This is a genomic window from Actinotalea solisilvae, from assembly GCF_016464425.1.
Taxonomy (GTDB): Bacteria; Actinomycetota; Actinomycetes; order Actinomycetales; family Cellulomonadaceae; genus Actinotalea; species Actinotalea solisilvae.
The window spans coordinates 176093-200981 of the sequence record NZ_JADDKQ010000001.1; the positions used below are offsets into that span (position 1 = coordinate 176093).

A 24889-nucleotide genomic window follows, 5' to 3' on the forward strand; every position below is an offset into this window, starting at 1 on the left:
GCGCACGCCCGCGCTGCCGAGCGCAGACGAAAAGGTCGGTGGCGTGGCAGGACTCGAGCGACGGGCCAGCACCTTCATCAGCTTCGCCTCGCAGGACGAGGCAATCGCGCGGGCTCTCAGCGCGCACCTGGAGGCCGCCGGAATCTCCACCTTCTTCGCACCGCGCGATATCCGCGGTGGCATGAACTTCGCGGTGGAAATTGTGCGTGCGGTCGCGTCGAGCGACGCGGTCGTCGTCTTGCTGTCCCGCCCAGCCGTCGAGTCCCCGCACGTGCGCCGCGAGGTGTCCCTTGCGATCGACGAGCGGCGCGTACTGCTCCCCGTGGCGCTGCCGGGCACACGGTTCCCGGTGGGGTTCAGCGCCGAGTGGACCTACTGGCTCAGCGCCGTCCAGGTGGCCGACTACGGCGGCCCGGAGGAGACCCTGCGGCTGCTCCGTCCGATGCTGCCGGTGCAGCCGCAGCATCCGCAGCATGCGGAGAGCAGGCGCGCGGGTGAGCGGACCCTGAGCGACAGGCGTCGTCCTCTGCGCGGCCGCAGCTCCAGCCCAAGCGCGCTCCTGCGCCCGGATCGGGCGGTGCCCGCCCTCGTTGGACGCGAGACCGAGCTCGCTCGCCTGGAGGAGTGGTGCCGGCGCGGCGACGAGTTCGACGTGCGTCTGATGAGCGGCGGTGCAGGGCAGGGAAAGAGCCGTCTCGCACGCGAGCTCGCCGGCCGCCTCGAGGCCGACGGCTGGCGGACCGCTTTCGTACCCCCGGAGCGGGATGGGCGAGCAGTCGTGATTGAGCTTCCGCCGGAGCCCACGCTGCTCGTCGTGGACTACGCCGAGACCCGGACGAGCCAGCTTGCGGCCCTCTTCGACGCTTTCCTCGAGCACGGTGTTGAGGGCACGGTCCGAATGCTCCTCCTCGCCCGCACCGCGGGTGACTGGTGGACCACGCTGCTCGCGCGGGACCCCGACGTATCGGACCTCGTGTCAGACGCCACCGTGCAGCCGCTCCTGCCGCTCACCGATGACCGCGCGACCGTCGTCGGGCTGTTCACCACCGCGTGCGAGCAGTTCGCCGCTGCGCTCCGCCTGGGTGCACCGCGGGACGTGCCCGTGCCGTACAGGGCCTACGGCTCCGCGCTCGACGTGCTCCAGGACGCACTCATAGCCGTCCTCGGCGCTACCCCCGAGGCCGCGACCGGCGGCGACCGCCTGCTCGCCCACGAGCGTCGCTACCTCGGCGCGGCGGCCCGTGCGGCGGGCATCGACGAGGTCGACGACGTCGACCTCGGCCGCGTCGCCGCCGCCCTGACGCTGTACGGAGCAGCCACCGAGGACGAGGCCGCTCAGGTCGTCCAGGAGTGCAACCGCGACCTCGAACCCACCGTCCGTCGCCGGGTCGCGCGCCTGTTCCACCGGCTGTACCCCGGGCGACCTGCGTACGTCGAGGGCGTCCGGCCCGACGTCATCGGTGAGGACCTGATCGCGGGCGTGCTCATGAGCGACGGGCGCCTGCCCGGAGCGCCGCTCTCGCGCGACCTGGGCGATCGCAGCGACGAACAACGCCATAGGGCTCTACTTACGCTCTCGCGCGGCGCCACGCGGCACCCGCCGATCGCGGCCGAGCTCGGCCGAGTGGTCCGGAACGCCGACGTGGAGCTCCTCCTCCTGGGCATCCGCGTAGCGACGCAGGTCGAGGACCCTGGCCCGCTCCTCGGGGCCATCGAGGCCACGCTCGAGGACCGTCCGTCCGGGCTGCACGCGACGCTCCTGTCGGCGGTGCCCGACGAGTCCGTCGCGCTGGCGGACCTCGCGGCACGCCTCGCACGGCGCGCCATCGCCGACATCCCGGAGGAGAGCGAGCACACCCTCGCGGACGTCGTCGTGGCGATCGCGTGCTCGAACCGCTTCTCCGACGCGGGATGGACCGCCGAGGCCGCCAGCTCGGTGCGCCTGGCTGTCGACCGGCTGCGCCGGCTCGACGCCGTGGACCGTGACGAGCGGGTGCTCGGCACGGCGTTGACGAACCTCTCCAACCGACTCTGGGAGCTGGGCGCGCTCGGCGACGCGCTCGAGCCCGCCGTCGAGGCGGTGCACACCCTCGACGGAAGCCGGGCCACCCCGGTCGAGCGGGCTTCGGCGCGCTCGAACCTCGCGTTCCGACTCGCCGAGCTGGGCCGGCACTCCGACGCTCTCGCCGAGCTCACGATCGCCGAGCGCATGTGTGGGGCGGGCCCCGGCGACGACGCGGCGACGCGCGCCCACGCGTCGATCATGAACAACCTCACCTGCGTGCTGCTGAGCACCGGCGAGCCGCTGCGCGCGGCGCAGTACGGGACGGCGTGTGTCGAGCTGCGCCGGAGCCAGGCACTGCGCGATCGGGATCGCTTCTTGCCCAACGTCGCGCGGGCCCTGGCCAATGCCGCGCCCGCCCTGGAGGCCAGCGGCGATAGCCTGCTCGCCGACAGGCTGCTCGTCGAGGCGCGCGCGCTGCACCGGATCGCCGGTCGCCGTGCGCCGATCTTCCGTTTCGAGGAGGCCGAGAGCGCTACGCTCGAGTCGATCATCCTGCTCGGGCGCCAGGAGTGGGCGTCCGCGAACCGCGCGGCGGAGGAGGCACAGCACGTGCTCGCCTCGGTGCAGGTCGATCTCGGTGACCTCGGCTGGCGACTTGGGACGACGCTGTCCTCCGTACTCGCGGCCACAGAAGCGCGCGACAGCGTCCGGGTGGCCGACGTGGCCGTTGGCGCTCACCCCGCGATGCACCTCCCCCGCCTGCTGGAGTACCGCGACCTGTGAGCGACGGACTCGCCGTCGGCGTCTCGCCGCGAACAATCGAGCGCCTCTCCGGCGTGCCAGCGCCCGGGGTGCGGTGGGCGGTGCTGTCCGGCACGGGGAAGGCCGCCGACCGCTGCGTCACCGTTCTGTGGCGGCGGCAGTGGGACAGGACTGCGTGGGTCACGGCCGCGATCGACGATCTGCCGGGCCTGCGCTGGGTGCACACGGACACGGCAGGCGTCGACCGGCTCCCGCTCGCTGTCCTGGCCGAGCGCGGGATCCTCTTGACCAACGCTCGCGGCGCGCACACTGCGGCGGTCGCCGAGTGGGCGCTCGGGGCGATGCTCGTGGCGGCCAGGCAGTTCGATCGCACCATCACGGACGCCGCGCAGCGCCGCTGGTCTCCGCACCGGGGCGGCCTGCTGCTCCAGGGCCGGACCGTCATGGTTCTCGGGCTCGGGGACATCGGCAGACATCTCGCACGTGCCTGTGCCGCGCTGGGGATGCGGGTCCTCGGGACGTCCCGCTCCGGCCGGCTCGTGCCCGGCGTCGAGGTGAGCGTTTCGGACGGCCCGTGGCGCGAGCGCCTGGGCGAGGTGTCCTTCCTCGTCGACTGCCTCCCCCTGACCCGGCAGACACGAGACCTCGTCGACGCCGCCTTGCTGTCGAGGCTCCCGGCCAGCGCCGTGCTGATCAACGTTGGGCGCGGTGAGACGGTGGTCGAGGCCGACCTGTGCGCCGCCGTTCGCGCTGGGAGGTTGCGTGGAGCCGTGCTCGACACGGTGCGCACCGAACCCCTGCCGGACGACGACCAACTGTGGCGCTGCCCAGGGGTCCTCGTCAGCCCGCATGAGTCGGGGTTCTGCGACCAGACCGAGCCCCGCACCCGAGCGCTCTTCGTCGAGGAGCTCACGCGCCACCTGGACGGCCGGGCGCCTCTCAACTTCGTCGACCTTGATCGGGGCTACTGATGGACATTTCCACCGTTCGACCGTGGCCCGTTTACAGCCAGGCGGCGGCCGACGAACTGGCAGGGCTCGCGACGGCTGGCACGGTCTACGACTACGCGGGTGCCGGTCCGGTCGACCAGTTCGAGCGCGAGTTCTCGGCCCTGCACGGAGGACGCCACGCCGTATCGTTCAACTCGGGCACGAGCGCGCTGTTCGCCGCCCTCTGCGCGCTGGGTGTGCGCGCCGGCGACGAGGTGATCGTGCCAAACCTCACCTTCCTCGCCAGCGCGTCGCCGGCCCTGTGGCTAGGAGCCGTACCCGTGCTCGTCGACTCCTGCGTCGCCGAGCCTTCCGTCAGCCCGAGGTCCGTGCGGCAGGCGCTAACCCCGCGAACGAAGGCCGTGGTCGTCACCCACCTGTTCGGCAACCCGGTGGACGTCTCCGCCGTCGCCGCCGTCTGCTCGGAGCACCGTGTCGCGCTCGTCGAGGACTGCTCACACGCGCACGCCTCGGACGTCGCGGGGGCGCACGTCGGCACGTTCGGTGACGCGGCGATCTACAGCATCGGCGCAGGGAAGGTGATCAGCGGCGGGCACGGCGGCGTGATGATCACCGCGGACGAGGCTGTTCGGGACCTGGCACTGCTCATCGGCCACTTCAAGCCACGCACGCGGACGGACGTGCGAACCGAGGACCTGCGGCGCTACGCCGAGTTCGCGCTCGGTGGGAACCTGCGCCTGAGCCCGATGGCTGCCGTACTCGCGATGGACCACCTGTGCTCGCTCGATGCCATCTCCCGCGCCCGCTGCCACAACGTCGACGTCCTCGACGACCACCTAGCGGGACTCCTCGAGCCCGTCCGGTCGCCCGAGCCGCGGCACAACCGGACGCACTTCGACGTCGTGTACCGGCTGCCCGAGGAGGTTCCCACGGAGGCACGCGACGCCCTCGTCGGTCGGCTCCAGCGCGCGCACGTCCCGGTGACGCCCCCGGCAACGCGCCCGCTCAACCGGGTTCTGCGTGCGATCCCTCCCGAGCCCGCCGTGGACAACGACCTGGTGCGCCGACTCGCCAGCACGGCCGCCGCAGCACCGCCGGACGAGGCACTGCCGCACAGCACGTCGGCGCACGACCGGATGATCAGCTTCCCCGCGCGCCTGCTTCACCACCGGGACGCCGAAGTCGCGCACGAGTTGGGGCGACGCGCGCACCGCGTGCTCGCCGAGGTCGTGGGTGGTCGGACGTGAGCTACGCGGGGTCGGAGCTGCTCACCGTTGTGTCGCCCTCGAGTCTCGAAACGTGGTACGGCCGGTTCTGCGGCCCTGCTGATCGCGTGCTGTTCGTCGGTGAGGGTGAGCAGGAGGTGAGCGCTCTCGCGGAGCGCGTGGTGCGCGAGGCCGCAGGCACCGTCGTCCGCGTCTTGTCCGGTCACGACTCGCTGCTCCGCGACTGGACCCTCGCCCAGGACCTGAGGCGGCGAGGGCTGACAGTCAAGTCACAGTCGGGCATGGCGGTCAGCGCCGGGCTAGACAAGGTGCTGCAGAAGAACCTCCTCGACGGGGTGCACGTCGCCGTTCCCGCATGGGGTGGGCAGATGACGCCGGTTCCCCGCGGGACGCGCGCGTTGTGGAAGGGGCGCGCGTCCACCCAGAGTCGGCTGGTCCGTTGGCGGACGCCCGACGAGATCCCGCCGCCGGACTGCTACTGGGAGGAGTTCGTCGACGGCGACGAGTACTCAGTCGTCCTGCACCGAGACGAGGGACGGACTGCACTCTTCCCCGCGGTGTGGAAGGGCGCGGTGCAGGCGGACCTGACGCCACCCTGGCGGCGCCTGCGACTCGTCCCCGCCGGGGCTCCTGAACCGCTCGTGCGCCGACTGCACGCCATCGCCGAGCAGATCGCTGAGCTGTTCGATCTGTGGGGCTTCGCCGAAGTCGAGTTCATCGTGCCGCGCGACGGCGAGCCGCTGGTGACCGAGGTCAACCCACGGGTGTGCGGGACGATGCGGATCGTTGCCATGGCGACCGGCGTCGCGATCTTCGACCCGACCGCCGTGTCGCGCTTGGTCGAGCCGCCGGCCGCCTACCACGCCGCCGAGATCCCGTACGCGGGGCCGCCGGTGGACTCACCGACGGTGGTCGCCACATCCCGCCTGACGTGCCGGGGAACCAGCCCGGATGAGGTCTTCGCCACGCTCGCGGCACGCGGTTTCGACGGCTCCGCGTCCACCGTGCCCGAGGCGTGGCGTGCCCACTGACTACGATGCGCAGACCTTCGCGGAGCGGTACAACCGCTCCCGGGCACTGAGTGAGGGGCTCGTGCAGCAGTGGGCGACCGTCCTGGCCGCGCGCACGCCCGCACAAGAGGTCTCCGATGTCCTCGACGCCGGCTGTGGCACTGGTCGCTTCTGGCCCGTCTTTCGGTTGGCGTGGTCGCCTCACCGGATCGTGGCCGTCGACCGGTCCGCCAGCATGCTGCTCACGGCCCGACCGGGTTCCGACGTCGTGCGAGTCGTGGGCGACCTCAATGCGCTGCCCTTGCGTCCCGATCCTGCTTTCGACGTCGTCTTCGTGTCGATGAGCCTTCACTACAGCAGCGACCCACAGGCGTGCGTCGCGGAGCTCGTCGCGCGACTCCGCCCCGGAGGCAGGCTCTTCGTCCGGACCGGGACCGACGAGACCCTGCTCTCGTTCGACTTCCTCGCACACTTCCCGTCCGCTCTAGCAGCTGAGCGTCGCGCCATGCCGAGGCTGGCCGACCTCATGGAGTGGCTCAAGGGCCAGGCGGTGACCGTGGTCGCCGTCGAGACGGTCGCTGCCGCGACGCCCACGTCGCGGCGACGGGCGTTGCGCCAGGTAGTGCGCAGAGGGTTCCCTTCTCTCGAGCTCGTGTCGCGCGGCGAGTTCGTCCTCGGGACCGCCCGGTACGCCGTGAACCTCGCGCTCACTTGGGTCATGCGAAGGCCCCGGCCGCCGGAGCGCTCGGTGCTGGTGACCGCGAGGCGACCATGACGGGCGTCGTCTTCATCGCGTACCCCTTGACCACGACACCCGACCTGGCGGGTGTCGAGCGCTGGGTCATCCAGTTGCGTGCGCGGCTGGTGGCTTCCGGGATGGACGTCGTCCCAAAGCTTGGCGGCCGTGAGCGGGCCCTGGCTGCTGCCGGGGAGCCCGACGGGGACCTCCTGGAGTCCAACGTCGCGGCGGTCACAAGGGCCGACGTCGTCGTAGTACTGCTCCCAACCATCGTCGAGCCGTCCAGCATCTGGGTCGAGCTAGGCATGGCGCTCGCCGCTCGACGTCCGCTCGTGGTGGCCGGGCCGGCGGATGCGGCCCTCCCCTTCCTCGCCCGTCTGGCGTTACAGGGTCCGGGACCGGGGGGCGACGACGGGACGGCCGACGCGCGACCAAGCGCCGTGCGAATACTGGTCGACGTCCCGCCGTCCGACGACGCCGCCGCCGCTTCCCTTGAGAGGGTGGTCGCCGCCGTACAGTCCGTCGCGGGCTGACCGCGCGATGGCGTCGTCCAGCGGATTCTGACGGGGCCACGGCCACCTTGAGACCACCGTGCCGACCCGGGCAGTGCCGCGCCGGTGTGACGGCGCTGACGCTCGGTCGCGGGGCGTCATGACCTGGCTCGACCACCACTCCCGCTACGCACTCGTCGTCTCGACGGCCTAGCTGGTCGAGCGCCTGGACGCGGCGGCAGCAGCCCCCGTGCAGCTGGCCCCGGATCGGGGCGGATCGATGGTCCTGGGTGGCGATCGATGGTCCTGGCCGGGCGGGCAAGGCCACACTCATCGAGCAACTGCGAGCACAACGCCGCACTCGGTCGTCGTGCACACCGACGACGTCGCCTGGCACCACGCGCTTTCGATCGGGCCGACCTCCTGGCCGAATACGTGCTCAAGCCACTCCGTGGGCGGGCAGCGGTCAGCTACCACCCCCGTACCTGGCAGGAGCGCGGACGGCCCGGGTCGATCACCGTTCCGGCCGGCCTACGAGCGGTCTGGATTAAGGAACCGGGATCCTGTGTACCCGCCTGGCGTCAGTGCTCCACGCGTCGATCCGGGTGCAGGTCGATCGCCACGACGCCCAACGCCGACTCATCGGCCGCGACGTGAGCGCATCGAAGCAACATCAACTCGTCGAGGACTGGGCACGCGAGGAAAACCCTTTCATGCTGCGCGTACGCCCGTGGACGCACGCTTCCTTGATCGCCCCGGCAGCCCATTCCGCGGGCAACTGTCGACTACGCAGAGGCCGTCGCTGAACCCATCCGCCTGCGACCTTGAGGAACGCTAAGCGGCTCCTGACGGCGAGCAGTACGCCGTGCTACAGCGGATCGCATCCGCTCATCCCGCGGTCCCCGCCGCTCTGCCGATGGAACCGGGGTCCAGTATCGATCCGGGCTGGATCACTCCATTGGCCTTTCGCACACCAAGCACAGAACTGACCCCGTCTCGTCGGCAGTGGCGCCCACCTGGGTGGAAGCGGCCGAGCTAGTCCAGGATGCGCAGAGTTGCGGCGTTCCAGAGCCGGATGGTTGGCCCAGTGTCGTCGGCGGTCCGTTGCGAACGAGCAGGACTCAGGAACGCTTGAGCACTGAGGACCGCTGCTATGCGGCACGCACTCCCTTAGCGGGACGGTTCCCCGCGCGATCGTCACGACAGCGGAGTCTCGCGGCGACCCCTTGACGCGACTTAGGCACCCCTAGGCTCCCCCGGTTCGCAGAAGGGCCGCCCCGCCTCGGCGGAACGGCCCTCTGACCTGCTCTTTCACTGTCGGGATGACAGGATTTGAACCTGCGACCCCTTGACCCCCAGGCTCTCCCAGCCAGTGAGCATGGCATCCGAGGAGCCGCGTTCCCGCAGGTCAGCGTCCATATCAGTCCACGAGCGTCCATCTTTGCCCACGCCCGTTAGGCCTACTTAGGCTTACCGATAGGCGGACCGCTGAGGCCGCCCGGAGGGGCGGCGCGCGATGCCACGACAGAGGCGGGAGCGAGGAGAGGGCGCCGTCTACTACTCGAAGACGCGACGCCGCTGGATCGGCCAGCTTGATGCCGGAACCGACGCCAACGGGGTACGTATTCGTCCGCTCGTCGTCGCGCGCACCCGCGACGAGGCGCGTTCGCGCCTCGCCGAGCTCCGGGAGGCCCGGGACAAGGGCATCGACGTCCGTTCTCGCCATGTGACCTTCGACGAGGTGGCCGACCTCTGGCTCTCGCGAGACATCGCGGGGCACGTCTCCGAGGAGACGCATTCCAACTACGCGTCCCTGCTGCACGGTCGGATCTCACGGGCCATCGGCGGGACTCCGGTCACGCAAGTGCGCGCCACCGATGTCGAGAAGATGCTCCTGGAGCTCCAGGAGCTCGGTCGCTCCGCCCGGTACATGCGGCTTGCCCGAAACCTCACGGAGCGGGTCCTGGACTACGCAGTGCGGCGGGACATCGTCGACCGCAATGTCGCCGCGAAGGTCCGAGCGCCCGCCGGCCCGACGGCGGAGCGCTACGGACTGACCGTGAAGCAGGCGCGTCGTCTACTCAAGGTCGCCGCCGAGGATCGGCTGGGCAACCTCGTGACGATTTCTCTCCTTCTCGGCCTTCGCCCCGGCGAGGCGGCCGGCCTGACGTGGGAGCAGGTCAAACTCAAGGGCAAGCGTCCGACGATCACCGTGGCAGCGAGCCTCCGACGCACCCCGATGGGCGCTCTGGTGCTGGTGCCCCCGAAGACGCGGACGAGCCGACGCACGCTGGAGATCCCTCCCCCGGTCGTCACCGCGCTCAAGGCCCAGCGCGCCCAGCAGAAGGCCGATCGCGCCGCAGCGGCGCGGGGTTGGCAGAACTCTCGGGACCTGGTCTTCACGACGGAGGTCGGTACGCCGCTCGACCCTTCGAACGTCCGGCGCACCTACGCGCGACTCGCACGAGACGCCGGCCTGGAGCACCTCCACCCCCACATGCTCCGGCACGCGGCCGCGAGCTTGCTCTCGGCAGCTGGCGTACCGATCGAGGACATCTCTGACACGCTCGGCCACCGGTCTGCTGCGGTCACCGCCGAGGTGTACCGCCACCCGATCACGCCGGTGCGCTCGGGCCACATGGCAGCGATGAACCAGTTGCTCTCCGCCGGCCACAAGACCCAGCGATGACGAGCGCTCGCAGGGGCGCAGGCCCGTCGTCTTGATGACGCCGGCGATGACGAGTCGCCAACGTGCGTGGCGTCATCGGCGCCGCTATCGGCATCGGCGAGCGTTGACCTCGAGAAGGAGGTGGTCCCGATGGCCAACACCATTCCTCTTCGGCTCATCTCGACGAGCACCGAACCGCGGCGCCGACGGCTCCGTGAAGTCGAGCAGCCCGTGATCCACATCACGCTGCAGGCGGACGAACGCCGACTCTTCAACATTACCGAGGCGGCGGCCGTTCTAGGAATCGGCCGGAGCAAGCTCTACGAGCTCATCGCCGCAGGCGAGATCCGCACGGTCCACATCGGTCGCCTGTGCAAGGTACCCGTTGGGGCGATCGACGAGTTCCTGGCGACGCTGCCTCCGACACCGGGGCCTCCCGGTAGGTGATCTCGACAGACAGCTGACGGGTGAGCTCGACATCGCCGCGATGAAGCGCTGCCACCGAACACCGCTCGCCCTCCCGCGAACTGCAGCTGCGCGCGTCGCCGAAGCGAGTCGGTGACCCACAGGCGTGTAGTGAAGGCGCCCCTACACTCTTCCGGTGCTTGACCAGTCCCCGCCCCTGCCCAGATCCACCTCCGGAGCGCTGCCTGACGCGCTGGGTGCGTCAGATGGCCCTGCAGTCCCCAGGACAGCCGACGGCGTGCCTGGACTGACGGCGTGCTCGCTCTGCTCCGGCGAGACGCTCGGCGCGGACGACCCTCTCGACGGGGGGCAGACAGCCCGGCTCCGTGGGCTGGCGCATGCGGGAGCGGCGCGGCTGACCTTCGTCGAGTGCCTCGACGAGTGTGAGCGAGGCGACGTGGTGGTCGCACGACCCTCGCCGTCGTGCCGCCGTGCGGGCGCGACCCCCGTGTGGTTCGAGCGTCTCGCTGGTGACGACCTCACCATCGAGCTCGAGGGCTGGCTCCGGCGCGGCGGACCGGGTGCGGGTCCCCTCCCTGCCACGCTCTCGGACCTGCGGATCCAGCGCGACACGACCCGCCCTGAGCCCGACTGACGCATGTCAGCCCAGCGGTTGCCACCTTGACCGCATCTTCAGGAGGCGTGAGCCATGCCTCTACCCTGCGCACGCATGATGGTGGGATGACCGCCGCACCGCTTGACGAGACGACCGACGCGTCGTCGGCAGAACGGAAGCCCCGGCGCACGGTAGCCACCGCCCTGACTGGCTTGCTGGGAGCCGTCGGCGGCATCGCGCCGCACGTTCTGCACCACGTCGGACCTCTCGTAGGCACGGCGTTCGTTGCCGGCGCGACGGGAACCGTCATCTTCGGAGTCGTCGGGTTCGTGGCCTCAGTGCCGATGCTGGTGCGGTTGAGGCGACGGTTCGGGAGCTGGTGGGCGCCGGCGATCGCCCTCGCGGTGTTCACCGCCATGTTCCTCGTCTCGTCCTTGGTCGTCGGGCCGCTCATCACTGGCGCCGGTAATGAGCCGGTCACGACAGAGGTGCCCGCGCACGACGACTCGCATCACGAGTGAGCTGAAGACCGAACGGGCCGAGGCTTCAACCCTGCCTCGCGAGCGTCCTGATCAGCCAGCGAGACCGTCCTTGGAGACTCCGCACCGCGGCGCACACGACGATGAGCGCCGCCAGCGCGTCGACGGCACGGCTCGGCCACGGACCCAACCTGTCCGCGAGGGTCAATGATGTGCGCAGCGGCACCTCCTCGAGCATCTGGTCGCTCGAGAAGAGACCCGTCTCGTCGAGGACCTGGCCGTCCGGCGTGATGATCGCACTGACGCCGACCGTCGACACCTGGATCGTTGCTCGAGCGTGCTCGGCCGCGCGGAATCGCGACATGGCGAGCTGCTGCGTCGACTCCTGCGTGTAGCCGAAGGAGGCGTTGTTGGTCGGGATGACGAGGAGCTCGCCCCCAGCCCGGACCGCCTCTCGGATCAGCTCGTCGTCGGCCACCTCGAAGCAGATGGCCGTCGCGATCGGCACGGAGCGGCCGAGCGATGCAATCGGGACTTCGACGAGCGCCACGGAGGTCCCGGCGGCCATGTCGACCGCGATGCGGTCGATCGCCGGCGCAACACGTCGCAAGAGCTCGCGGAAAGGTACGTACTCGCCGAACGGCACGGGGCGCTGCTTGGTGTAGACGTCGACCGCTCCTTCGTCAGGCGTCCACACGACGTAGTCGTTGTATCGGACGTCACGGACGAACCGCTGCGTCCCGAGCAATATCGGGACTCCCGCCTCGCGGGCGACCGCCGAGATCTGTGCGCCTAGCGCATCATCGGTCCGCGGGTCGATGTCGGAGGCGCTCTCGGGCCAGACGACGAGGTCGAGCGCCGCCGCAGAGGACCGCTGGAGCGCGGCCCTGGTGCCGTCGATATGGTTCGCCGCCACCGCTCGGGCTTGTGCCATGGCGTCCGCACCCCGTGTGGGCACATTGCCTTGCACGGCTGCCACGCGGAGCACTCCCGACTCGCTGGACCCTGCGAGCGGTAGTGCGCCTGGCACAGTTGCTACGGCGATAGCGGCAGCGAGCGGCGCGACGGCGGTGCGGAGGCGCGCCCCCCGGGTCTTCCTGACAGCAACGGCGAGCGACGCTCCGACGGCAACGGTCGCAGCGCTGACCAGTGGAGCACCGCCGAGCGGCGCCAGGCCGAGGAGCGGGCTGTCGTTCTGGGAGAAGGCGAGCAGTCCCCATGGGAACCCGCCGAACGGGACACGGGAACGTAGCTGCTCGACCGCGACCCAGAGGACGGCGAAGACCAGAACCTCGAACAGGGCATCGCGTCGAACCGCAGCCAGCTGTCGAGCGGCGGCCGTAGCGGCGCCGAGCAACGCCACGGCTGATGACTGCAGCAAGGTCAGCGCCAGCCACCCGATCGGGCCGCCGACCGCGACCTCCGCCCACCACAGGTGCGGGAGGAAGAACGCGAGCCCGAAGAGCCCTCCGACGACGAAGCCGCGACGGATGGTCAGGTCGTCCAGTGAGAGCGAGAGAAGGGCGATCCCGACGTACGCCATCACCCACCAGGACTTACCTGGGAACGCGGTCTCCGTCAGAAGGCCCCCGGCGACAGCGAGGAACAACGGCGCGGGCCACCCGACGGCGAACGTCCGACGGCCGGCGGCCCGTTGGGGCCGCGCTTCGGTGTGCATGCGCGGAGGGGGCCCGGGGCGCAGCCCGAGATCAGTGATGCTGGTGCTCCGGCGCGGTGTCGCTCGGGTGCACGGTGTTGCCCTGGTCCCGGGTGGCGCTGCCGTGCCCACCGTGCCCGCCCTGACCGCGGTTCATCGTCCACATCATGGCGACCATCATGAGCGGGCATGCCAGCAGAGCCGCCCAGGGCAGCGCCTTGCCGACGTCCACGCCGAAGACGAGCAGGAGGGCGAAGACGCCCACTCCGGCGATGACCATGTGCTTCAGGTGGTTCTTCATGACGTTCCTCTCGTCCGGGCCGCCGTCTCGGCTGCCAGCTCGTCACGGATGTCCCGGTAGGTCTCCGGGTCGATGTCGCCTGCTGCGAAGCGCGCGTCGAGGACGGCTCGGGCGTCCGGCTCCGCCTGCGCCGGAAAGAGCCGACTGACGCCCCACACGACGACGGCTACAACCACGACCCAGAAGGCGATCATGGAGAGCCACCCGCCGGCACCCATCTGACCGCACCACGGACCCATTGCCATCTCCCGCTGTTCCGTCCGGTGCCTCGTGGCACCTGTGTCCAGACTCGCGACCCCGGATCAAGAACCCACCCGCAATCCGGTGAAGAGTTGCTGAAGGTCGATGGCGGGGCGCAACGCAAGGCGACGACCCCGTCGGCGCTGCGACGTCACCGATTCGTGACAATCGGACGGACGCCTGCCTAGGATGTGCGCGCTCGGGGTCGTCCCGGGCGTCCCGAGGCGGACCGCCGAGTCCTGCCACCGCCGAGGGGACAGCTCGAACCGCCGGCAGGAGCGGGGGAACCACATCGCGGCCGCGACCCGTCGTCGGCCTTGGGGTGAAGCCGGAGACCATCCGGCCGGGCGCACTCCCGCCCGAACCCGACAGCTCACCTCGTAGGCGACCGGAGAGGCTGTCCATGCCCGCGATTTCTGCTTCGGCGCGCCACCGCGCCCCCGGCGCCCCCCACACCGTCCTGCACGACGTCGCCGCGAGCACCACGCGGATGGTCGAGAGCTCAGGGCGCCGGGCAACGGTCGCCGTCGGCGCATCGGGTCTTGTCGCCTCCATGCTGGCGGGGCCAGCCAGTGCCGCGCCGAGCGACCACCCGAACCTTCCTGCCGTCGACACGGCCCCGCTCACCGCCCCGGCCGAGCAGGCCCTGGCTGTCTCGGCGCCTGTGTCCGTGCCGCTCGATGCGGCGTGGACGTTCGACGTCCCGGCCATCACCGTGGTCGCCGACCCACCACCGCCTCCGCCCGCGCCCGAGCCCGAGCCCGACCCGGCACCGTCGCGCGGGGCGGAGCGGGAGGCGGCGCCAGAGACGCCGATCGGTGCGCCGGCGCCTGCCAGCGCGAACGGCAGCGCGATCGTCGAGATCGCTTCACGCTACGTCGGCGTGCCGTACCTGTGGGGCGGCACGACGCCGGACGGCTTCGACTGCTCCGGCTTCACGTCGTACGTCTACGCGGAGGTCGGCATCACGCTTCCCCGTACGTCGGCCGATCAGCGCTACGCCGGCACGGTCGTGCCGTTCGACCAGGCGCAGCCTGGTGACCTCATCTGGTCCCCCGGGCACATCTCGATCTACGCCGGCGGCAACCTACAGGTGGACGCCCCGGTTCCGGGCAAGACGATCCAGATCCGCGAGATCTGGCAGTCCGATCCGGTGTTCATCCGCGTGGGCTGAGCCCTTCGCGCCCCCGCGCCCGTGTGGGCCAGGCTTCATGGGATCTTCATCGCTCGGGAGCGCCCGGGCGCGCTTCATGACGCAGGCTTGATGCACGCCACCTTCCGGCGCAATTCGAGCCGTCGCCGCCACGGCGACCGAAGCGAGGAGCTGTACTTGATGACCCCTACCCGCCGATCCGCCGTCGCCGCGGGCGCCGCGCTGCTACTAGCCGCGTCGCTCACCGCGTGCGCAAGCGCCACCGAGGAGAGCGGGAGCCCGGCCACCGCCTCGTCAGCGTCCCCGACCGCTGACGAGCCTGCTGCGGAAGAGGTCCACAACGACGCCGACACCGAGTTCGCGCAGATGATGATCGTGCATCACGAGGGCGCGATCGAGATGGCTGAGCTTGCGGTCGAGCGCGCAGGCAGCGAGGAGGTCCGGGCGCTCGGTGAGCGCATCGCGGCAGCGCAGGGCCCCGAGATCGAGACGATGACGTCGTGGCTCGAGGCGTGGGGCGAGGAGACCCCCGACGGGATGGAGATGGGCGGCATGGACCATGGGGACATGCAGATGGACGGCATGGACCAGGAGATGGTCATGGAACAGCTCTCCGGGCTGTCCGGCGCCGACTTCGATCGCCGCTTCCTCGAGCTCATGATCGAGCACCACCGTGGTGCGATCGAGATGTCGGAGCAGCACCACGAAGCCGGCGAGAACCCCGAAGCGATCCAGCTGTCGGCCGAGATCATCGACGCTCAGACGCTCGAGATCACGGAGATGACGAACCTCCTCGCGGCGCTGTAGCGGATCGAGGGCGGTGCACGCCCGTGTACCGCCCTCGGCGGTCGGTTCGAGCCAAGGCCTGACACCGGATCTCTTCAGCGATCCTTGATCGGCGCAGCCGCAAACCTTCATCTCCACGCGGGACGCTGAGGTCCTCCGCATCGAGTGGCGCGCGTCCAGTGCCCCACCGACGGGCACGACCGTGGGACGCCTCATGCAACCTGTCCTCTTCACGATCCTCGGGCTCGACGTCCAGACGTACGGCCTGAGCAAAGCGCTCGCCGCTCTGACGGGCGCCTACCTGCTCGGGAGAGCGTTCGAGCGGCACGGGCTCGCCAAAGAGGTCGCGCACACCCTGGTGCTCTGGGCGACCGTCGTGGGATTCGTGGCCGCGAAGGCCTACTTCCTTGCTGAGCAGATGCCCGACGTGACCGTCCATGACCTCGGCGGTATGGGCTTCACCTGGTACGGCGGCCTGATCGGGGGCGTCGTGGCGGCAGCGGTCGTCGTCCACCGCCATCGACTTGACCTCGGGGACGTCGCGGGCCTCGCCGCCGTCCCGCTCGCGGTGGCGTACGGCATCGGCCGGCTCGGCTGCTTTGCCTCGGGCGACGGAACCTACGGCGCGCCCACGGACCTGCCGTGGGGTGTCGCCTTCCCGAATGGCGTCGTGGCGACCGACGTACCGGTGCATCCGACGCCTCTCTACGAGGCCCTGGCCGCTGCGCTCATCGCGTTCGTGCTCTGGCGGCTCGGTCAGCGGGTGCGGCTTCCCGTCGTCTTCGCTGCCTACCTCGTGCTGAGCGGCGTCGCTCGGCTGCTCGTCGAGTTCCTGAGGACCAACGAGGTCGCACTCCTCGGGCTGACGCAGGCTCAGCTGTGGGCGCTGCTGAGCATCGCCGTCGGAGCGGTGGCTGCAGTCCGCTTCTCGCGTCGCAGTGTCGAGAGGGACATCGCCGGTGAGGCGCAGCGCGAACGGGCGGACGATGGACCCACAGGCGCACCTGCAGAACCGTCGATGGCGTCGAGCGCCCCCTGATGGACGTCGACCTGCTCGCCCGCGTCCTGGTTGGTCGCCGAGCGCTCGCGCGCAGGGACATGTGGACGCGCGCTGAGCTCGTCGCACACCAGCAGCGGCGCCTCGATGCTGTTCGCCGAGCGGCGGCGGAGCGGTCGCCCTTCTACCGTCGCCAGCACGCCGGCCTTGACGCTGCACTACTCCAGGAGCTGCCCTCGGTCACCAAGGAGACCGTGATGGCGCAGTTCGACGCGGTCCTGACCACCCGCGACATCAACCTCGCGGTGATCGAGCAGCGGCTTCACGACCTGACCGCATCCGACGGCGACCCTGGTCAGCCGCTCGAGCGGCGCTGGTGGGTCGCCGCGACAGCAGGGACGACCGGGCGGCGAGGCGTGTTCGTGTGGGACCGCGCGGAGTGGGCGACCGTTCTCGTGTCCTACGCACGCGCAACCCAGTGGGCGGGTGTCCGTGCAGGGCTCTTGACTCCACTTCGGATGGCGGTGGTCAGTTCGCGCGTGCCCACGCACCAGAGCGCCGTCGTGGGCGCCTCCCTGCGGTCACGTACCGTGCCGACCCTTCGCCTCGACGCACGGGCGCCGATCGCTGAGATGGTCACTGCGCTCAACGAGTTCCAGCCACGGGTGCTTGTGGGGTACCCGTCGGTGCTGCGGCCGCTCGCCGGTGCGCAGCTTGTCGGGTCCTTGCGCATCGCACCTGAGGCGGTCATGTCGGCGTCGGAGGTCCTCTCCCCCGTCGCCGCGCTCGAGATGGAGCGGGCGTGGTCGTGCGCACCGAACGACGTCTACGCCGCGACGGAGACCGCAGGTATCTCCTCGCAGTGCAGACTCGGGCGCAGGCACGTCTACGAGGACCTCGTGATCGTGGAGCCGGTGGACGGCGACGGTGCACCGGTGTCCGACGGGACCCCCGGTGATCGCCTTCTGGTGACCGTGCTCTTCGCCCGCACGCTGCCGCTGATCAGATACGAGCTGAGCGATCGTGTGGCCCTCGATCCCGATCCGTGCCCGTGCGGGCTGCCGTTCCGCACCCTGGCCTTGGTCGAAGGTCGCCGGGAGGATGTCCTGACCGTCCAGGGCGGGACGTCACGCGTCCTCCTTCACCCGAACGTCTTCCATGCCGTGCTCGACACGCCGGAGGTGGTGCAGTGGCAGGTGGAGCAGCGGGACGGCGGGCTCCACGTCAGGCTCGTGGCCGCCTCGGGTGGGTTGGACCTCATCGCGCTGCGCAGCCAGCTGGCGACCGCCCTCGCGTCTGCCGGCGCGCGGGTCGAGATCGGCGTCGAGCTCGTCGCGAGGATTCCCCGCACTGCGCTGGGGAAGTCACCGTTGATCCGCCGTCAGGACTGAGCGTGGCACGCAGCAGGACGCCCCGGACCCTTGGAGAGGCCGGGGCGTCCGAGCATCGGGCCGTCAGTGCGTCGCGCTGTTGCCGCCTCCGCAGCAGCCGTGGCCCTTCTGGCTGGGAGCCTGCGCGACGCGCGTCGCTGGCTCGGCCGGCGTCGCTACGCCGGTACCACCACAGCACTGACCATCGGTCTCCGTGCAACACGTGCTCATCTCTTGCTCCTCCGTCGTGCGGTTCAGCGTGCGGGCTTCGTCGTTGGTCGCTACAGGCGGCTCTGCACCTCCCGGAGGAGGTCCTGCGGTGCGAGCCACATGGACGGGTAGTTGCCGTACCACTGCTGCACGCCCTCGGCGTCGATGAGGATGAATCCGTGGCCGGGCAGCCCTTCGTGCATGCCCGTCCCCAACGTGCCGTACTGCTCGGAGACCGTGCCGTCGTCGAGCAGGAAGTCGGAGGTGACGCCGAGCCGGGCGCGCTCGGCGTTGATCTGCTCGGCGGTGTTCATCACGATGGGCAGGACGGTGATCCCGGCCTCGGCGAAGGCTGGGTCCTTCTCGATCTCGGCCATCTGCATGAGGCATGAGTCGCAGCCGGCGCCCTCGTTGAAGTACAGGACGACGGGCGAGCCCTGCAGCTCGGAGAGGGTCACCGTCTGGCCGTCGGACGTCGGCAGCGTGAAGTCTGGCGCCACCCGGGCGTCGGACGACACGACCGGCCTGGACGCGAGGAGCGCCGCCACGACGAGCGTCACGATGATGACGAGCGCGACACCCCACGCCGCCAGGCTGATGCGGTGCCGACGCTTCGCCGCGTCGACCTGTCCCTGGCGGAGCTCGTCGAGCATCTGCTGACGCTCGGCCTGGCGGCGGACTGCTGTTCCGGAGGTCATCGGACCACCTCTTCCTCAGTGGCGCTGCTGTGGCAGCTGGGGGCTTCGACTGATCCGGCGGGTCCGCCGGTGAGCGAGGGGTGGCCCTCGACGGGCAGGACACCGGCCTCGGGAGACACGGGCGTCGCACCATGAGCGGAGCCCCGCGGGCGGCGGCCGGCGAGCGTCGCCCACACGAAGACGGCCGCGAGAGCGAGCAGGGCCATGCCGAGGACCGGCTCGGGGATCGGGCTCACCCAGGCCTGCACGGCGAGGAAGACGTCGGTCAGCGTGCTCGCGGCAGCGTCCTGAGCCGCTGTCCCGCCCGTCATGTCCGTGTCGCCGGCGAGCGCGATCACGAAGACGCCCATCACCACGAAGCCGACGGCGACCGCGATGTTCAGGCTGTTCGTCGCGATGACTCGGCCTGCGACGCGTACGCGCACGGGACGGGCGCGGAAGAGCTTCCGCTCGCCGAGCCGTGCCCGGTCCCAGACCAGCGCCATGACGAACAGCGGGAAGACCATGCCGAAGACGTACGCCAGGCCGAGGGCCAGGCCCCCGGCGGCCGACCCGGACAGGACCGAGAGCGTCATGACGCCGGCGAGCACGGGGGCGCAGCAGCTCGAGGCGACGCCGGAGAAGACGCCGAGGGAGAAGAAGCTCGCTGTGTCGCCTCGCGAGGTGTCCGGCGCACGCAGGAAGCTCGGCAGCGACCACATGGTCCCGGAGAACGAGAGAGCGGCCAGGGCGAACATGAGCACCCCGCCGGCGATGTAGAGGGGCACGTGGTAGCGCGCGATCGCGCCCGCCAGCAGGCTCATGCCGAGCGTGATCGGGACCAGCACGACCGCGAGACCGGCGGCGAAGATGAACGTCAGTGGAAGGAGCCGCCAGCGGCGGTTCTTCACCGCGCCGGCGAGGTAGCTGGGGGCCAGGAAGACGATGCAGCAGGGTGCGAAGAGCGCGACGCCACCGGCGAAGAAGGCCGCGAGGATGCTTCCCGTGGTGAGCAGCTCGGCGCCCATCAGGCGCTCACGACGCGGAGTGCGGGGCGTGCAGCGGCACGAGCGGCGAGGAGCTTCGCGAGCTTCCTGCGCGGGAGGCGCCCCGAGCTGAAGTACTCCCCCTCGACGAGCACCAGCGGGTTCATCGCGGGCCGGTGCCGCATCACCAGCTGCGCTCCTTCGGCGGACTCGAGCTCGACGACACGGACCGCCAGCGGCCATGTCTCGCCGAGCTCGGCCAACGTGCGGGTCGCGTCGTCGCAGAAGTGGCATGCCGGTGCGTGCACCACGGTCACGTGGACCGCAGCGGGGACGGGCGTCGGGGTCATCGGGCTCTCCGGGAGGTAGGGTGGTCGATCTCCACCAGCGTCCCGGGTGGATGCTGTGCTGCGGTCGTCGTTCGATCAACGTTCGGTGAAGACCTCGACGAACCGCCCGCAGCGGCTGGGTCCCCCGCGAGGACGCCCGCACAATGAGGACCATGGTTTCCCCGACGACACGCCGCGCCCTGGTCATCGACGACGAGCAGGCCCTCGCCTCGTTGGTCGGGGGCTATCTCGAGCGAGAGGGCTTTGAGGTCCACCTCGCGCACGACGGTCCCGACGGCCTGGAGCAGGCGCGATCCGTGGATCCCGATCTCGTCGTGCTCGACCTCGGCCTTCCCCAACTCGATGGGATCGAGGTGTGCCGTCAGCTCCGGACGTTCTCCGACTGCTACGTCGTCATGCTGACGGCGCGGTCGGAGGAGATCGACACGCTCATCGGCCTGTCCGTCGGTGCCGACGACTACATGACCAAGCCTTTCAGCCCCCGGGAGCTGGTGGCCAGGATCGCAACCCTGTTCCGCCGCCCTCGCCGCGCCGAGAGCTCCAGCGGGTCCGCCGAGCCGCTGTGCGTGGGACCCCTCACGCTCGACCTCGAGTCGCGTGAGGTGCGGATCGACGAGGCGTTGGTGCCGCTGACGAGGACGGAGTTCGACGTGCTCAGCACCCTGGCCCGGTACCCCAACCGGGTCTTCAGCCGTCGGGCGCTCATCGAGGAGGTCTGGGGACAGAACTGGGTCGGTGACGAGCACCTCGTCGACGTCCATGTGCTGCACGTCCGGCAGAAGCTCGGCGACTCAGCGGCTGAGCAGCGTTTCGTGCGGACCGTCCGCGGGGTGGGCTACCGCGTCGGGTCCGGCGAGTGACCCTCCCCCGGTGGTCGGATGCCCAGGGGCTCGCCGGGCGCCTGCTCGCGGCCTTGGCCCTCGTGGTGCTGGCAGGTGGGCTCACCGCCTGGCTCGTCGCCGGTGCCGTCGGTCCCGCGGTGTTCCACGACCACATGATCGAAGCGGGCCTCCACGAGGAGACCCCCGCGGTGCTGCACGCCGAGGAGGCGTTCCGTTCGTCGAGCGCGCTCGCGTTGACGATCGCACTGAGTGCATCCGTGCTGGCTTCCTTAGCGGTGAGCCTCTTCCTCACCCGGCGTATCGCCTCGTCGCTGCGCACACTCGCGACGGCTGCCACGCGTGTGGCGTCGGGCCAGTTCGACGCCCGCGTCGCAAGTCCGCGTCTGGGCAGCGAGTTCGAGCAGCTCGCGCACGCCTTCAACGACATGGCGGACCGACTGCGCGAGAGCGACGCGCTCCGTCAACGCCTGTTGTCTGATGTCGCGCACGAGGTGCGCACCCCCGTCGCGGTCCTCAACGCCTACCTCGAGGCGGTCGAGGACGGCGTCGAGAGTCTGAGCGCGGAGACTGTCGCGGTCCTCCGCGACCAGGGAGCACGCCTCACGCGTCTGGCGACCGACCTGGCGTCCGTGACCCGCGCGGAGCGCGGTGACCTCGCCCTCGTCCTCCAGTCGGCCACGGCGGCCGAGATCGTCGAGAGGGCACGCGCGGCAGCCCAGGAGCACTACGCCGGCCGCGGCGTGGTGCTCGACGTGGACGTCGAGAGCGGCCTCCCTGCAGTCACCGTGGACGTCGACCGCATCGGCCAGGTTCTGGGCAATCTCCTCGAGAACGCGCTGCGCCATACCCCCGCTCCGGGACGCGTACTCGTCAGCGCCACTCGGGCCGATGGCGAGGAAGTATGCCTCGCCGTCACCGACACGGGCGAGGGCATCGATCCCGAGCACCTGGCGCACATCTTCGAGCGGTTCTACCGGGTCGACACAGCTCGCGATCGTCACCACGGCGGCTCAGGGATCGGGCTTGCGATCGTCCGCGCCATCGTCACCGCCCATGGTGGCTCCGTCACCGCCTCGAGCCAGGGAGCCGGCACGGGGACACGCTTCGAGGTGCACCTCCCGGTCCGCAGTCGCGCCCACCGGTGAGGCCTGTCCGAGCTCATGAAGACTTGCTGAAGAAGCGCTCCGAGAGCCCCGCTGGCGCCCTCGACGCCCTCGGCGCTGGCTAGCGTCGTCAGGCACCTCGCACCCACGCGTGCAACGCCCAGGATGCGCCACGAGAGGAACGACGATGGAGACCACCTACCACGTAGTCGGGATGACCTGCGGACACTGTGTCTCGTCGGTGACAGGAGAGGTGAGCAAAGTGCCGGCGGTGACCGACGTCGCCGTCGACCTGCCCACCGGGACGATGACGGTCACGAGCTCGCGCGCGCTGGACGACACGCTGGTCGAGTCCGCGGTGACCGACGCCGGCTACACACTGAGCGGCCAGGCGTCATGAGAGCGACGGCGATGGTGCGCCTGGGCGCCTACCTCGTCGGACTGGTCGGTGTCTTCGCGGCGACCTACGCCCTCGGCCTTGCGCTGCGGGGTTGAGCTCGAGTGACCACCTCTCACGTCTCCGACGAGCCCGCCGCACCCCTGACGAGCTCGATCACGCTCGCCATCACGGGCATGACGTGCGCATCGTGCGCAGCCCGGATCGAGCGCCGCCTGAACAAGGTCAGCGGAGTGGAAGCCAGCGTCAACTTCGCCATGGAGTCGGCGACCGTGGCGTTCACCGCGCCCGCGACCGTCGCTCAGCTCATCGACGAGATCGCTGCGGCCGGCTACGGCGCCACGCTCCCACCGGAACCGGTGGAATCGACGGTCGACGGCGCCGAGGCCGCGGAGCCGGTCGACCGCGTCGACGTCGCGCTCATCGCGCTACGCCGTCGATTGGTGCTCTCCGGGCTGCTCACGACGCCGGTCCTGGTGCTCGCCATGCTCCCGCCGCTCCAGTTCGAACACTGGCAGTGGCTCTCGCTCACGCTGGCGAGTCCTGTCGTCGTCTGGGGAGGCATGCCGTTCCACCGAGCCGCGGCGAAGAACCTGCGGCACGCGACAGCGACGATGGACACGCTCATCTCCATGGGCGTCACTGCGGCCTACCTGTGGTCGGTCTGGGCGCTCTTCCTCGGTGAAGCCGGCATGCCGGGTATGCGCATGGAGTTCACGCTCTTTCCCGAGCCCGGGGCCGGGTCCGAGGAGATCTATCTCGAGATCGCCGCTGCGCTGGTCGTGTTCATCTTGCTCGGCCGGTACCTCGAGGCGCAGGCCAAGCGACGGTCAGGGTCCGCGCTCCGAGCTCTGCTCGAGTTGGGCGCCAAGGACGTCGCCGTCCTGCGGCCGGGGCAGGTCGGTGAGGTCCGCATACCGATCGACGCGCTCGCCGTCGGGGATCGGTTCGTCGTCCGGCCGGGCGAGAAGGTGGCCACCGACGGCGTCGTGGTGGAAGGCACGTCGGCGATCGACGCCGCGCTGCTCACCGGCGAGCCGGTGCCGGTCGAGGTCGCGCCGGGTGATGCCGTGACCGGCGCCACGGTCAACGCGGGCGGTCGCCTGGTCGTCGAGGCGACCCGCGTCGGCACGGACACCAAGCTGGCACAGATCGCACGTCTGGTGGTCGACGCGCAGTCGGGCAAGGCTGCCGTCCAGCGCCTCGCCGACCGGCTCTCCGCCGTCTTCGTGCCCGTCGTCATCGCGCTGGCCGTGGGCACAGCCGGCTTCTGGGTCGGTGCGACGGGCGATGTGGTGACCGCGTTCACCGCGGCCGTCGCAGTCCTCATCATCGCGTGCCCCTGTGCGCTGGGGCTCGCGACGCCCACGGCACTGCTCGTCGGCACAGGCCGCGGTGCCCAGCTCGGGATCCTCATCAAGGGCCCGGAGGTGCTCGAGTCGACCCGCAAGGTGGACACGATCGTGCTCGACAAGACCGGCACCGTCACGACGGGGCGGATGACCCTCGTGGACGTGGTACCGGCCGCCGACACGGACTCGGCGGAGGCGCTGCGTCTCGCCGGGGCCCTGGAGCACGCCTCGGAGCACCCGATCGCAGCGGCGATCGCCACCGGCGCCCGCGCCCTCACCGGCGATCTTGCGGACGTCGTGGACTTCAGCAACGTCCCTGGTCGCGGCGTCACGGGCACGGTCGACGGCCGGCGGGTCCTCGCCGGACGCGCCTCGTGGCTGACAGCGCAGGACATCGATCTCCCGATCGAGCTCGCCGACGCGGTGGACGAGGCGGAGAGCGCCGGCCGGACTGCCGTGACGATCGGCTGGGACGGGCGCGCCCGCGCGGTGTGCGTCGTGTCCGACACCCTGAAACCAACCTCGGCAGAGGCGATCACGCAGCTGAGGCAGTTGGGTCTGACGCCGGTGCTCCTGACCGGCGACAACCGGCGGGCGGCCGCCGAGGTCGCGCGCGGCCTGGGCATCGACGACGTCGTTGCCGAGGTGCTCCCGGAGGACAAGGTGGCGGTCGTGCAACGGCTCCAGCGGGAGGGCCGCGTGGTCGCCATGGTCGGCGACGGCGTCAACGACGCGGCCGCACTTGCGCAGGCAGACCTGGGCCTCGCGATGGGGACCGGCACGGACGCAGCGATCGAGGCGTCCGACCTCACCCTGGTGCGCGGGGACCTGCGTGCGGCGGCCGACGCCATCCGGCTCGCTCGACGCACGCTCTCCACCATCAAGGGCAACCTCTTCTGGGCGCTGGCATACAACGTCGCCGCGATCCCGCTGGCGGCCTCGGGGCGCCTCAACCCCCTGGTCGCGGGGGCGGCGATGGCGTTCTCCAGTGTGTTCGTCGTGTCCAACTCGCTGCGGCTGCGCCGTTTCGCGGCGTGGTCGCAGCAGGTTCCCTGATCCGCCGGCCCGATCGCCGCCCACCCCCGGTGGCCGTCGGGCCGGCACCTATCCGCGAAGT

The 24889-nt window shown here is 70.6% G+C and carries 24 protein-coding genes and 1 riboswitch; of the genes, 18 read left to right on the forward strand and 6 right to left on the reverse strand.

Annotation, left to right across the window (positions count from 1 at the left end):
• Positions 1-43: 43 nt before the first annotated feature.
• The 10 genes from JIG38_RS00750 to JIG38_RS00795 all read left to right on the forward strand — a co-directional run bounded on the left by JIG38_RS00750 (position 44) and on the right by JIG38_RS00795 (position 11393).
• A complete protein-coding gene (locus JIG38_RS00750; protein ID WP_199421588.1) occupies positions 44-2788 on the forward strand; it encodes a TIR domain-containing protein in 2745 nt (914 codons plus the stop codon).
• Positions 2785-3738 (forward strand): D-2-hydroxyacid dehydrogenase, encoded by a 954-nt coding sequence (locus JIG38_RS00755; protein ID WP_199421589.1) that lies wholly within the window; start codon positions 2785-2787, stop codon positions 3736-3738. Before JIG38_RS00750 ends, JIG38_RS00755 begins: the two co-directional genes overlap by 4 nt.
• Complete coding sequence (locus JIG38_RS00760; RefSeq protein WP_199421590.1) at positions 3738-4964, forward strand: DegT/DnrJ/EryC1/StrS family aminotransferase; 1227 nt, start codon at positions 3738-3740, stop codon at positions 4962-4964. The genes JIG38_RS00755 and JIG38_RS00760 overlap by 1 nt, the downstream gene beginning before the upstream one ends.
• Positions 4961-5974: an ATP-grasp domain-containing protein gene (locus JIG38_RS00765; RefSeq protein ID WP_199421591.1), complete on the forward strand. Its 1014-nt coding sequence runs from the start codon at positions 4961-4963 to the stop codon at positions 5972-5974. Before JIG38_RS00760 ends, JIG38_RS00765 begins: the two co-directional genes overlap by 4 nt.
• Positions 5964-6728, forward strand: a complete 765-nt coding sequence (locus JIG38_RS00770) for a class I SAM-dependent methyltransferase (protein ID WP_199421592.1) — start codon at positions 5964-5966, stop codon at positions 6726-6728. Before JIG38_RS00765 ends, JIG38_RS00770 begins: the two co-directional genes overlap by 11 nt.
• Complete coding sequence (locus JIG38_RS00775) at positions 6725-7225, forward strand: hypothetical protein (protein ID WP_199421593.1); 501 nt, start codon at positions 6725-6727, stop codon at positions 7223-7225. Before JIG38_RS00770 ends, JIG38_RS00775 begins: the two co-directional genes overlap by 4 nt.
• Positions 7226-8699: 1474 nt before the next feature.
• A complete protein-coding gene (locus tag JIG38_RS00780; protein WP_199421594.1) occupies positions 8700-9872 on the forward strand; it encodes a site-specific integrase in 1173 nt (390 codons plus the stop codon).
• Positions 9873-10001: 129 nt separating this feature from the next.
• The gene (locus tag JIG38_RS00785; RefSeq protein ID WP_199421595.1) at positions 10002-10298 is read left to right on the forward strand and encodes a helix-turn-helix domain-containing protein; all 297 of its coding nucleotides are present in this window, start codon (positions 10002-10004) and stop codon (positions 10296-10298) included.
• Positions 10299-10716: 418 nt separating this feature from the next.
• Positions 10717-10911 (forward strand): hypothetical protein, encoded by a 195-nt coding sequence (locus tag JIG38_RS19840; RefSeq protein WP_233404114.1) that lies wholly within the window; start codon positions 10717-10719, stop codon positions 10909-10911.
• 86 nt (positions 10912-10997) lie between these two features.
• Positions 10998-11393, forward strand: coding sequence for a hypothetical protein (locus tag JIG38_RS00795; RefSeq protein ID WP_199421597.1), 396 nt, complete (start codon positions 10998-11000; stop codon positions 11391-11393).
• A 25-nt stretch (positions 11394-11418) separates the two neighbouring features.
• Here the strand turns inward: JIG38_RS00795 and lnt are convergent, their stop codons facing one another.
• From lnt to JIG38_RS00810, 3 genes are read right to left on the reverse strand one after another with little or no spacing between them, the layout of a single operon-like run.
• Positions 11419-13029 carry an apolipoprotein N-acyltransferase gene (gene lnt / locus JIG38_RS00800; protein ID WP_199421598.1) on the reverse strand — a complete coding sequence of 537 codons (1611 nt, stop codon included), beginning with the start codon at positions 13027-13029 and terminating at the stop codon, positions 11419-11421.
• A 31-nt stretch (positions 13030-13060) separates the two neighbouring features.
• Complete coding sequence (locus JIG38_RS00805) at positions 13061-13309, reverse strand: DUF2933 domain-containing protein (RefSeq protein WP_199421599.1); 249 nt, start codon at positions 13307-13309, stop codon at positions 13061-13063.
• Positions 13306-13554: an SHOCT domain-containing protein gene (locus JIG38_RS00810; RefSeq protein ID WP_233404116.1), complete on the reverse strand. Its 249-nt coding sequence runs from the start codon at positions 13552-13554 to the stop codon at positions 13306-13308. Before JIG38_RS00810 ends, JIG38_RS00805 begins: the two co-directional genes overlap by 4 nt.
• A 252-nt stretch (positions 13555-13806) precedes the next feature.
• Positions 13807-13950, forward strand: a riboswitch (cyclic di-AMP (ydaO/yuaA leader).
• Between the two features lie 2 nt (positions 13951-13952).
• Between JIG38_RS00810 and JIG38_RS00815 the strand changes: the two genes are divergently transcribed.
• From JIG38_RS00815 to JIG38_RS00830, 4 genes are all read left to right on the forward strand, one after another.
• Positions 13953-14723, forward strand: coding sequence for a C40 family peptidase (locus JIG38_RS00815; RefSeq protein WP_199421600.1), 771 nt, complete (start codon positions 13953-13955; stop codon positions 14721-14723).
• 90 nt (positions 14724-14813) lie between these two features.
• Complete coding sequence (locus JIG38_RS00820; protein ID WP_233404117.1) at positions 14814-15509, forward strand: DUF305 domain-containing protein; 696 nt, start codon at positions 14814-14816, stop codon at positions 15507-15509.
• A 193-nt stretch (positions 15510-15702) separates the two neighbouring features.
• On the forward strand, positions 15703-16527 hold the full coding sequence (locus JIG38_RS00825) for a prolipoprotein diacylglyceryl transferase (protein ID WP_199421601.1): 825 nt from the start codon (positions 15703-15705) through the stop codon (positions 16525-16527).
• A complete protein-coding gene (locus JIG38_RS00830) occupies positions 16527-17876 on the forward strand; it encodes a phenylacetate--CoA ligase family protein (RefSeq protein ID WP_199421602.1) in 1350 nt (449 codons plus the stop codon). Before JIG38_RS00825 ends, JIG38_RS00830 begins: the two co-directional genes overlap by 1 nt.
• Before the next feature lie 260 nt (positions 17877-18136).
• Here JIG38_RS00830 and JIG38_RS00835 read toward each other — a convergent pair whose 3' ends face one another.
• Genes JIG38_RS00835 through JIG38_RS00845 form a run of 3 tightly spaced genes read right to left on the reverse strand, consistent with a single transcriptional unit; the run spans position 18137 to position 20078 of the window.
• Entirely contained in the window at positions 18137-18763 is a 627-nt protein-coding gene (locus JIG38_RS00835) for a peroxiredoxin family protein (RefSeq protein WP_199421603.1), read from the reverse strand.
• A complete protein-coding gene (locus tag JIG38_RS00840; protein ID WP_199421604.1) occupies positions 18760-19770 on the reverse strand; it encodes a cytochrome c biogenesis CcdA family protein in 1011 nt (336 codons plus the stop codon). The genes JIG38_RS00835 and JIG38_RS00840 overlap by 4 nt, the downstream gene beginning before the upstream one ends.
• The gene (locus JIG38_RS00845; RefSeq protein ID WP_199421605.1) at positions 19770-20078 is read right to left on the reverse strand and encodes a glutaredoxin; all 309 of its coding nucleotides are present in this window, start codon (positions 20076-20078) and stop codon (positions 19770-19772) included. The genes JIG38_RS00840 and JIG38_RS00845 overlap by 1 nt, the downstream gene beginning before the upstream one ends.
• Positions 20079-20230: 152 nt before the next feature.
• Between JIG38_RS00845 and JIG38_RS00850 the strand changes: the two genes are divergently transcribed.
• The 4 genes from JIG38_RS00850 to JIG38_RS00865 all read left to right on the forward strand — a co-directional run bounded on the left by JIG38_RS00850 (position 20231) and on the right by JIG38_RS00865 (position 24828).
• Positions 20231-20938, forward strand: a complete 708-nt coding sequence (locus JIG38_RS00850; RefSeq protein WP_372419622.1) for a response regulator — start codon at positions 20231-20233, stop codon at positions 20936-20938.
• Entirely contained in the window at positions 20935-22065 is a 1131-nt protein-coding gene (locus JIG38_RS00855; RefSeq protein WP_199421607.1) for a sensor histidine kinase, read from the forward strand. Before JIG38_RS00850 ends, JIG38_RS00855 begins: the two co-directional genes overlap by 4 nt.
• A 145-nt stretch (positions 22066-22210) precedes the next feature.
• On the forward strand, positions 22211-22423 hold the full coding sequence (locus JIG38_RS00860) for a heavy-metal-associated domain-containing protein (protein ID WP_199421608.1): 213 nt from the start codon (positions 22211-22213) through the stop codon (positions 22421-22423).
• Between the two features lie 101 nt (positions 22424-22524).
• Positions 22525-24828 (forward strand): heavy metal translocating P-type ATPase, encoded by a 2304-nt coding sequence (locus tag JIG38_RS00865; RefSeq protein WP_307844409.1) that lies wholly within the window; start codon positions 22525-22527, stop codon positions 24826-24828.
• Positions 24829-24889 lie beyond the last annotated feature (61 nt).

Bases quoted from the DNA above. Each gene is read 5' to 3' on its own strand.
- JIG38_RS00760 (WP_199421590.1), top strand. From the start codon at position 3,738: ATGGACATTTCCACCGTTCGACCGTGGCCCGTTTACAGCCAGGCGGCG.
- JIG38_RS00775 (WP_199421593.1), top strand. From the start codon at position 6,725: ATGACGGGCGTCGTCTTCATCGCGTACCCCTTGACCACGACACCCGAC.
- JIG38_RS00780 (WP_199421594.1), top strand. From the start codon at position 8,700: ATGCCACGACAGAGGCGGGAGCGAGGAGAGGGCGCCGTCTACTACTCG.
- JIG38_RS00785 (WP_199421595.1), top strand. From the start codon at position 10,002: ATGGCCAACACCATTCCTCTTCGGCTCATCTCGACGAGCACCGAACCG.
- JIG38_RS00795 (WP_199421597.1), top strand. From the start codon at position 10,998: ATGACCGCCGCACCGCTTGACGAGACGACCGACGCGTCGTCGGCAGAA.
- lnt (WP_199421598.1), bottom strand. From the start codon at position 13,029: ATGCACACCGAAGCGCGGCCCCAACGGGCCGCCGGCCGTCGGACGTTC.
- JIG38_RS00805 (WP_199421599.1), bottom strand. From the start codon at position 13,309: ATGAAGAACCACCTGAAGCACATGGTCATCGCCGGAGTGGGCGTCTTC.
- JIG38_RS00810 (WP_233404116.1), bottom strand. From the start codon at position 13,554: ATGGCAATGGGTCCGTGGTGCGGTCAGATGGGTGCCGGCGGGTGGCTC.
- JIG38_RS00815 (WP_199421600.1), top strand. From the start codon at position 13,953: ATGCCCGCGATTTCTGCTTCGGCGCGCCACCGCGCCCCCGGCGCCCCC.
- JIG38_RS00820 (WP_233404117.1), top strand. From the start codon at position 14,814: ATGCACGCCACCTTCCGGCGCAATTCGAGCCGTCGCCGCCACGGCGAC.
- JIG38_RS00825 (WP_199421601.1), top strand. From the start codon at position 15,703: ATGCAACCTGTCCTCTTCACGATCCTCGGGCTCGACGTCCAGACGTAC.
- JIG38_RS00830 (WP_199421602.1), top strand. From the start codon at position 16,527: ATGGACGTCGACCTGCTCGCCCGCGTCCTGGTTGGTCGCCGAGCGCTC.
- JIG38_RS00835 (WP_199421603.1), bottom strand. From the start codon at position 18,763: ATGACCTCCGGAACAGCAGTCCGCCGCCAGGCCGAGCGTCAGCAGATG.
- JIG38_RS00840 (WP_199421604.1), bottom strand. From the start codon at position 19,770: ATGGGCGCCGAGCTGCTCACCACGGGAAGCATCCTCGCGGCCTTCTTC.
- JIG38_RS00845 (WP_199421605.1), bottom strand. From the start codon at position 20,078: ATGACCCCGACGCCCGTCCCCGCTGCGGTCCACGTGACCGTGGTGCAC.
- JIG38_RS00850 (WP_372419622.1), top strand. From the start codon at position 20,231: ATGGTTTCCCCGACGACACGCCGCGCCCTGGTCATCGACGACGAGCAG.
- JIG38_RS00860 (WP_199421608.1), top strand. From the start codon at position 22,211: ATGGAGACCACCTACCACGTAGTCGGGATGACCTGCGGACACTGTGTC.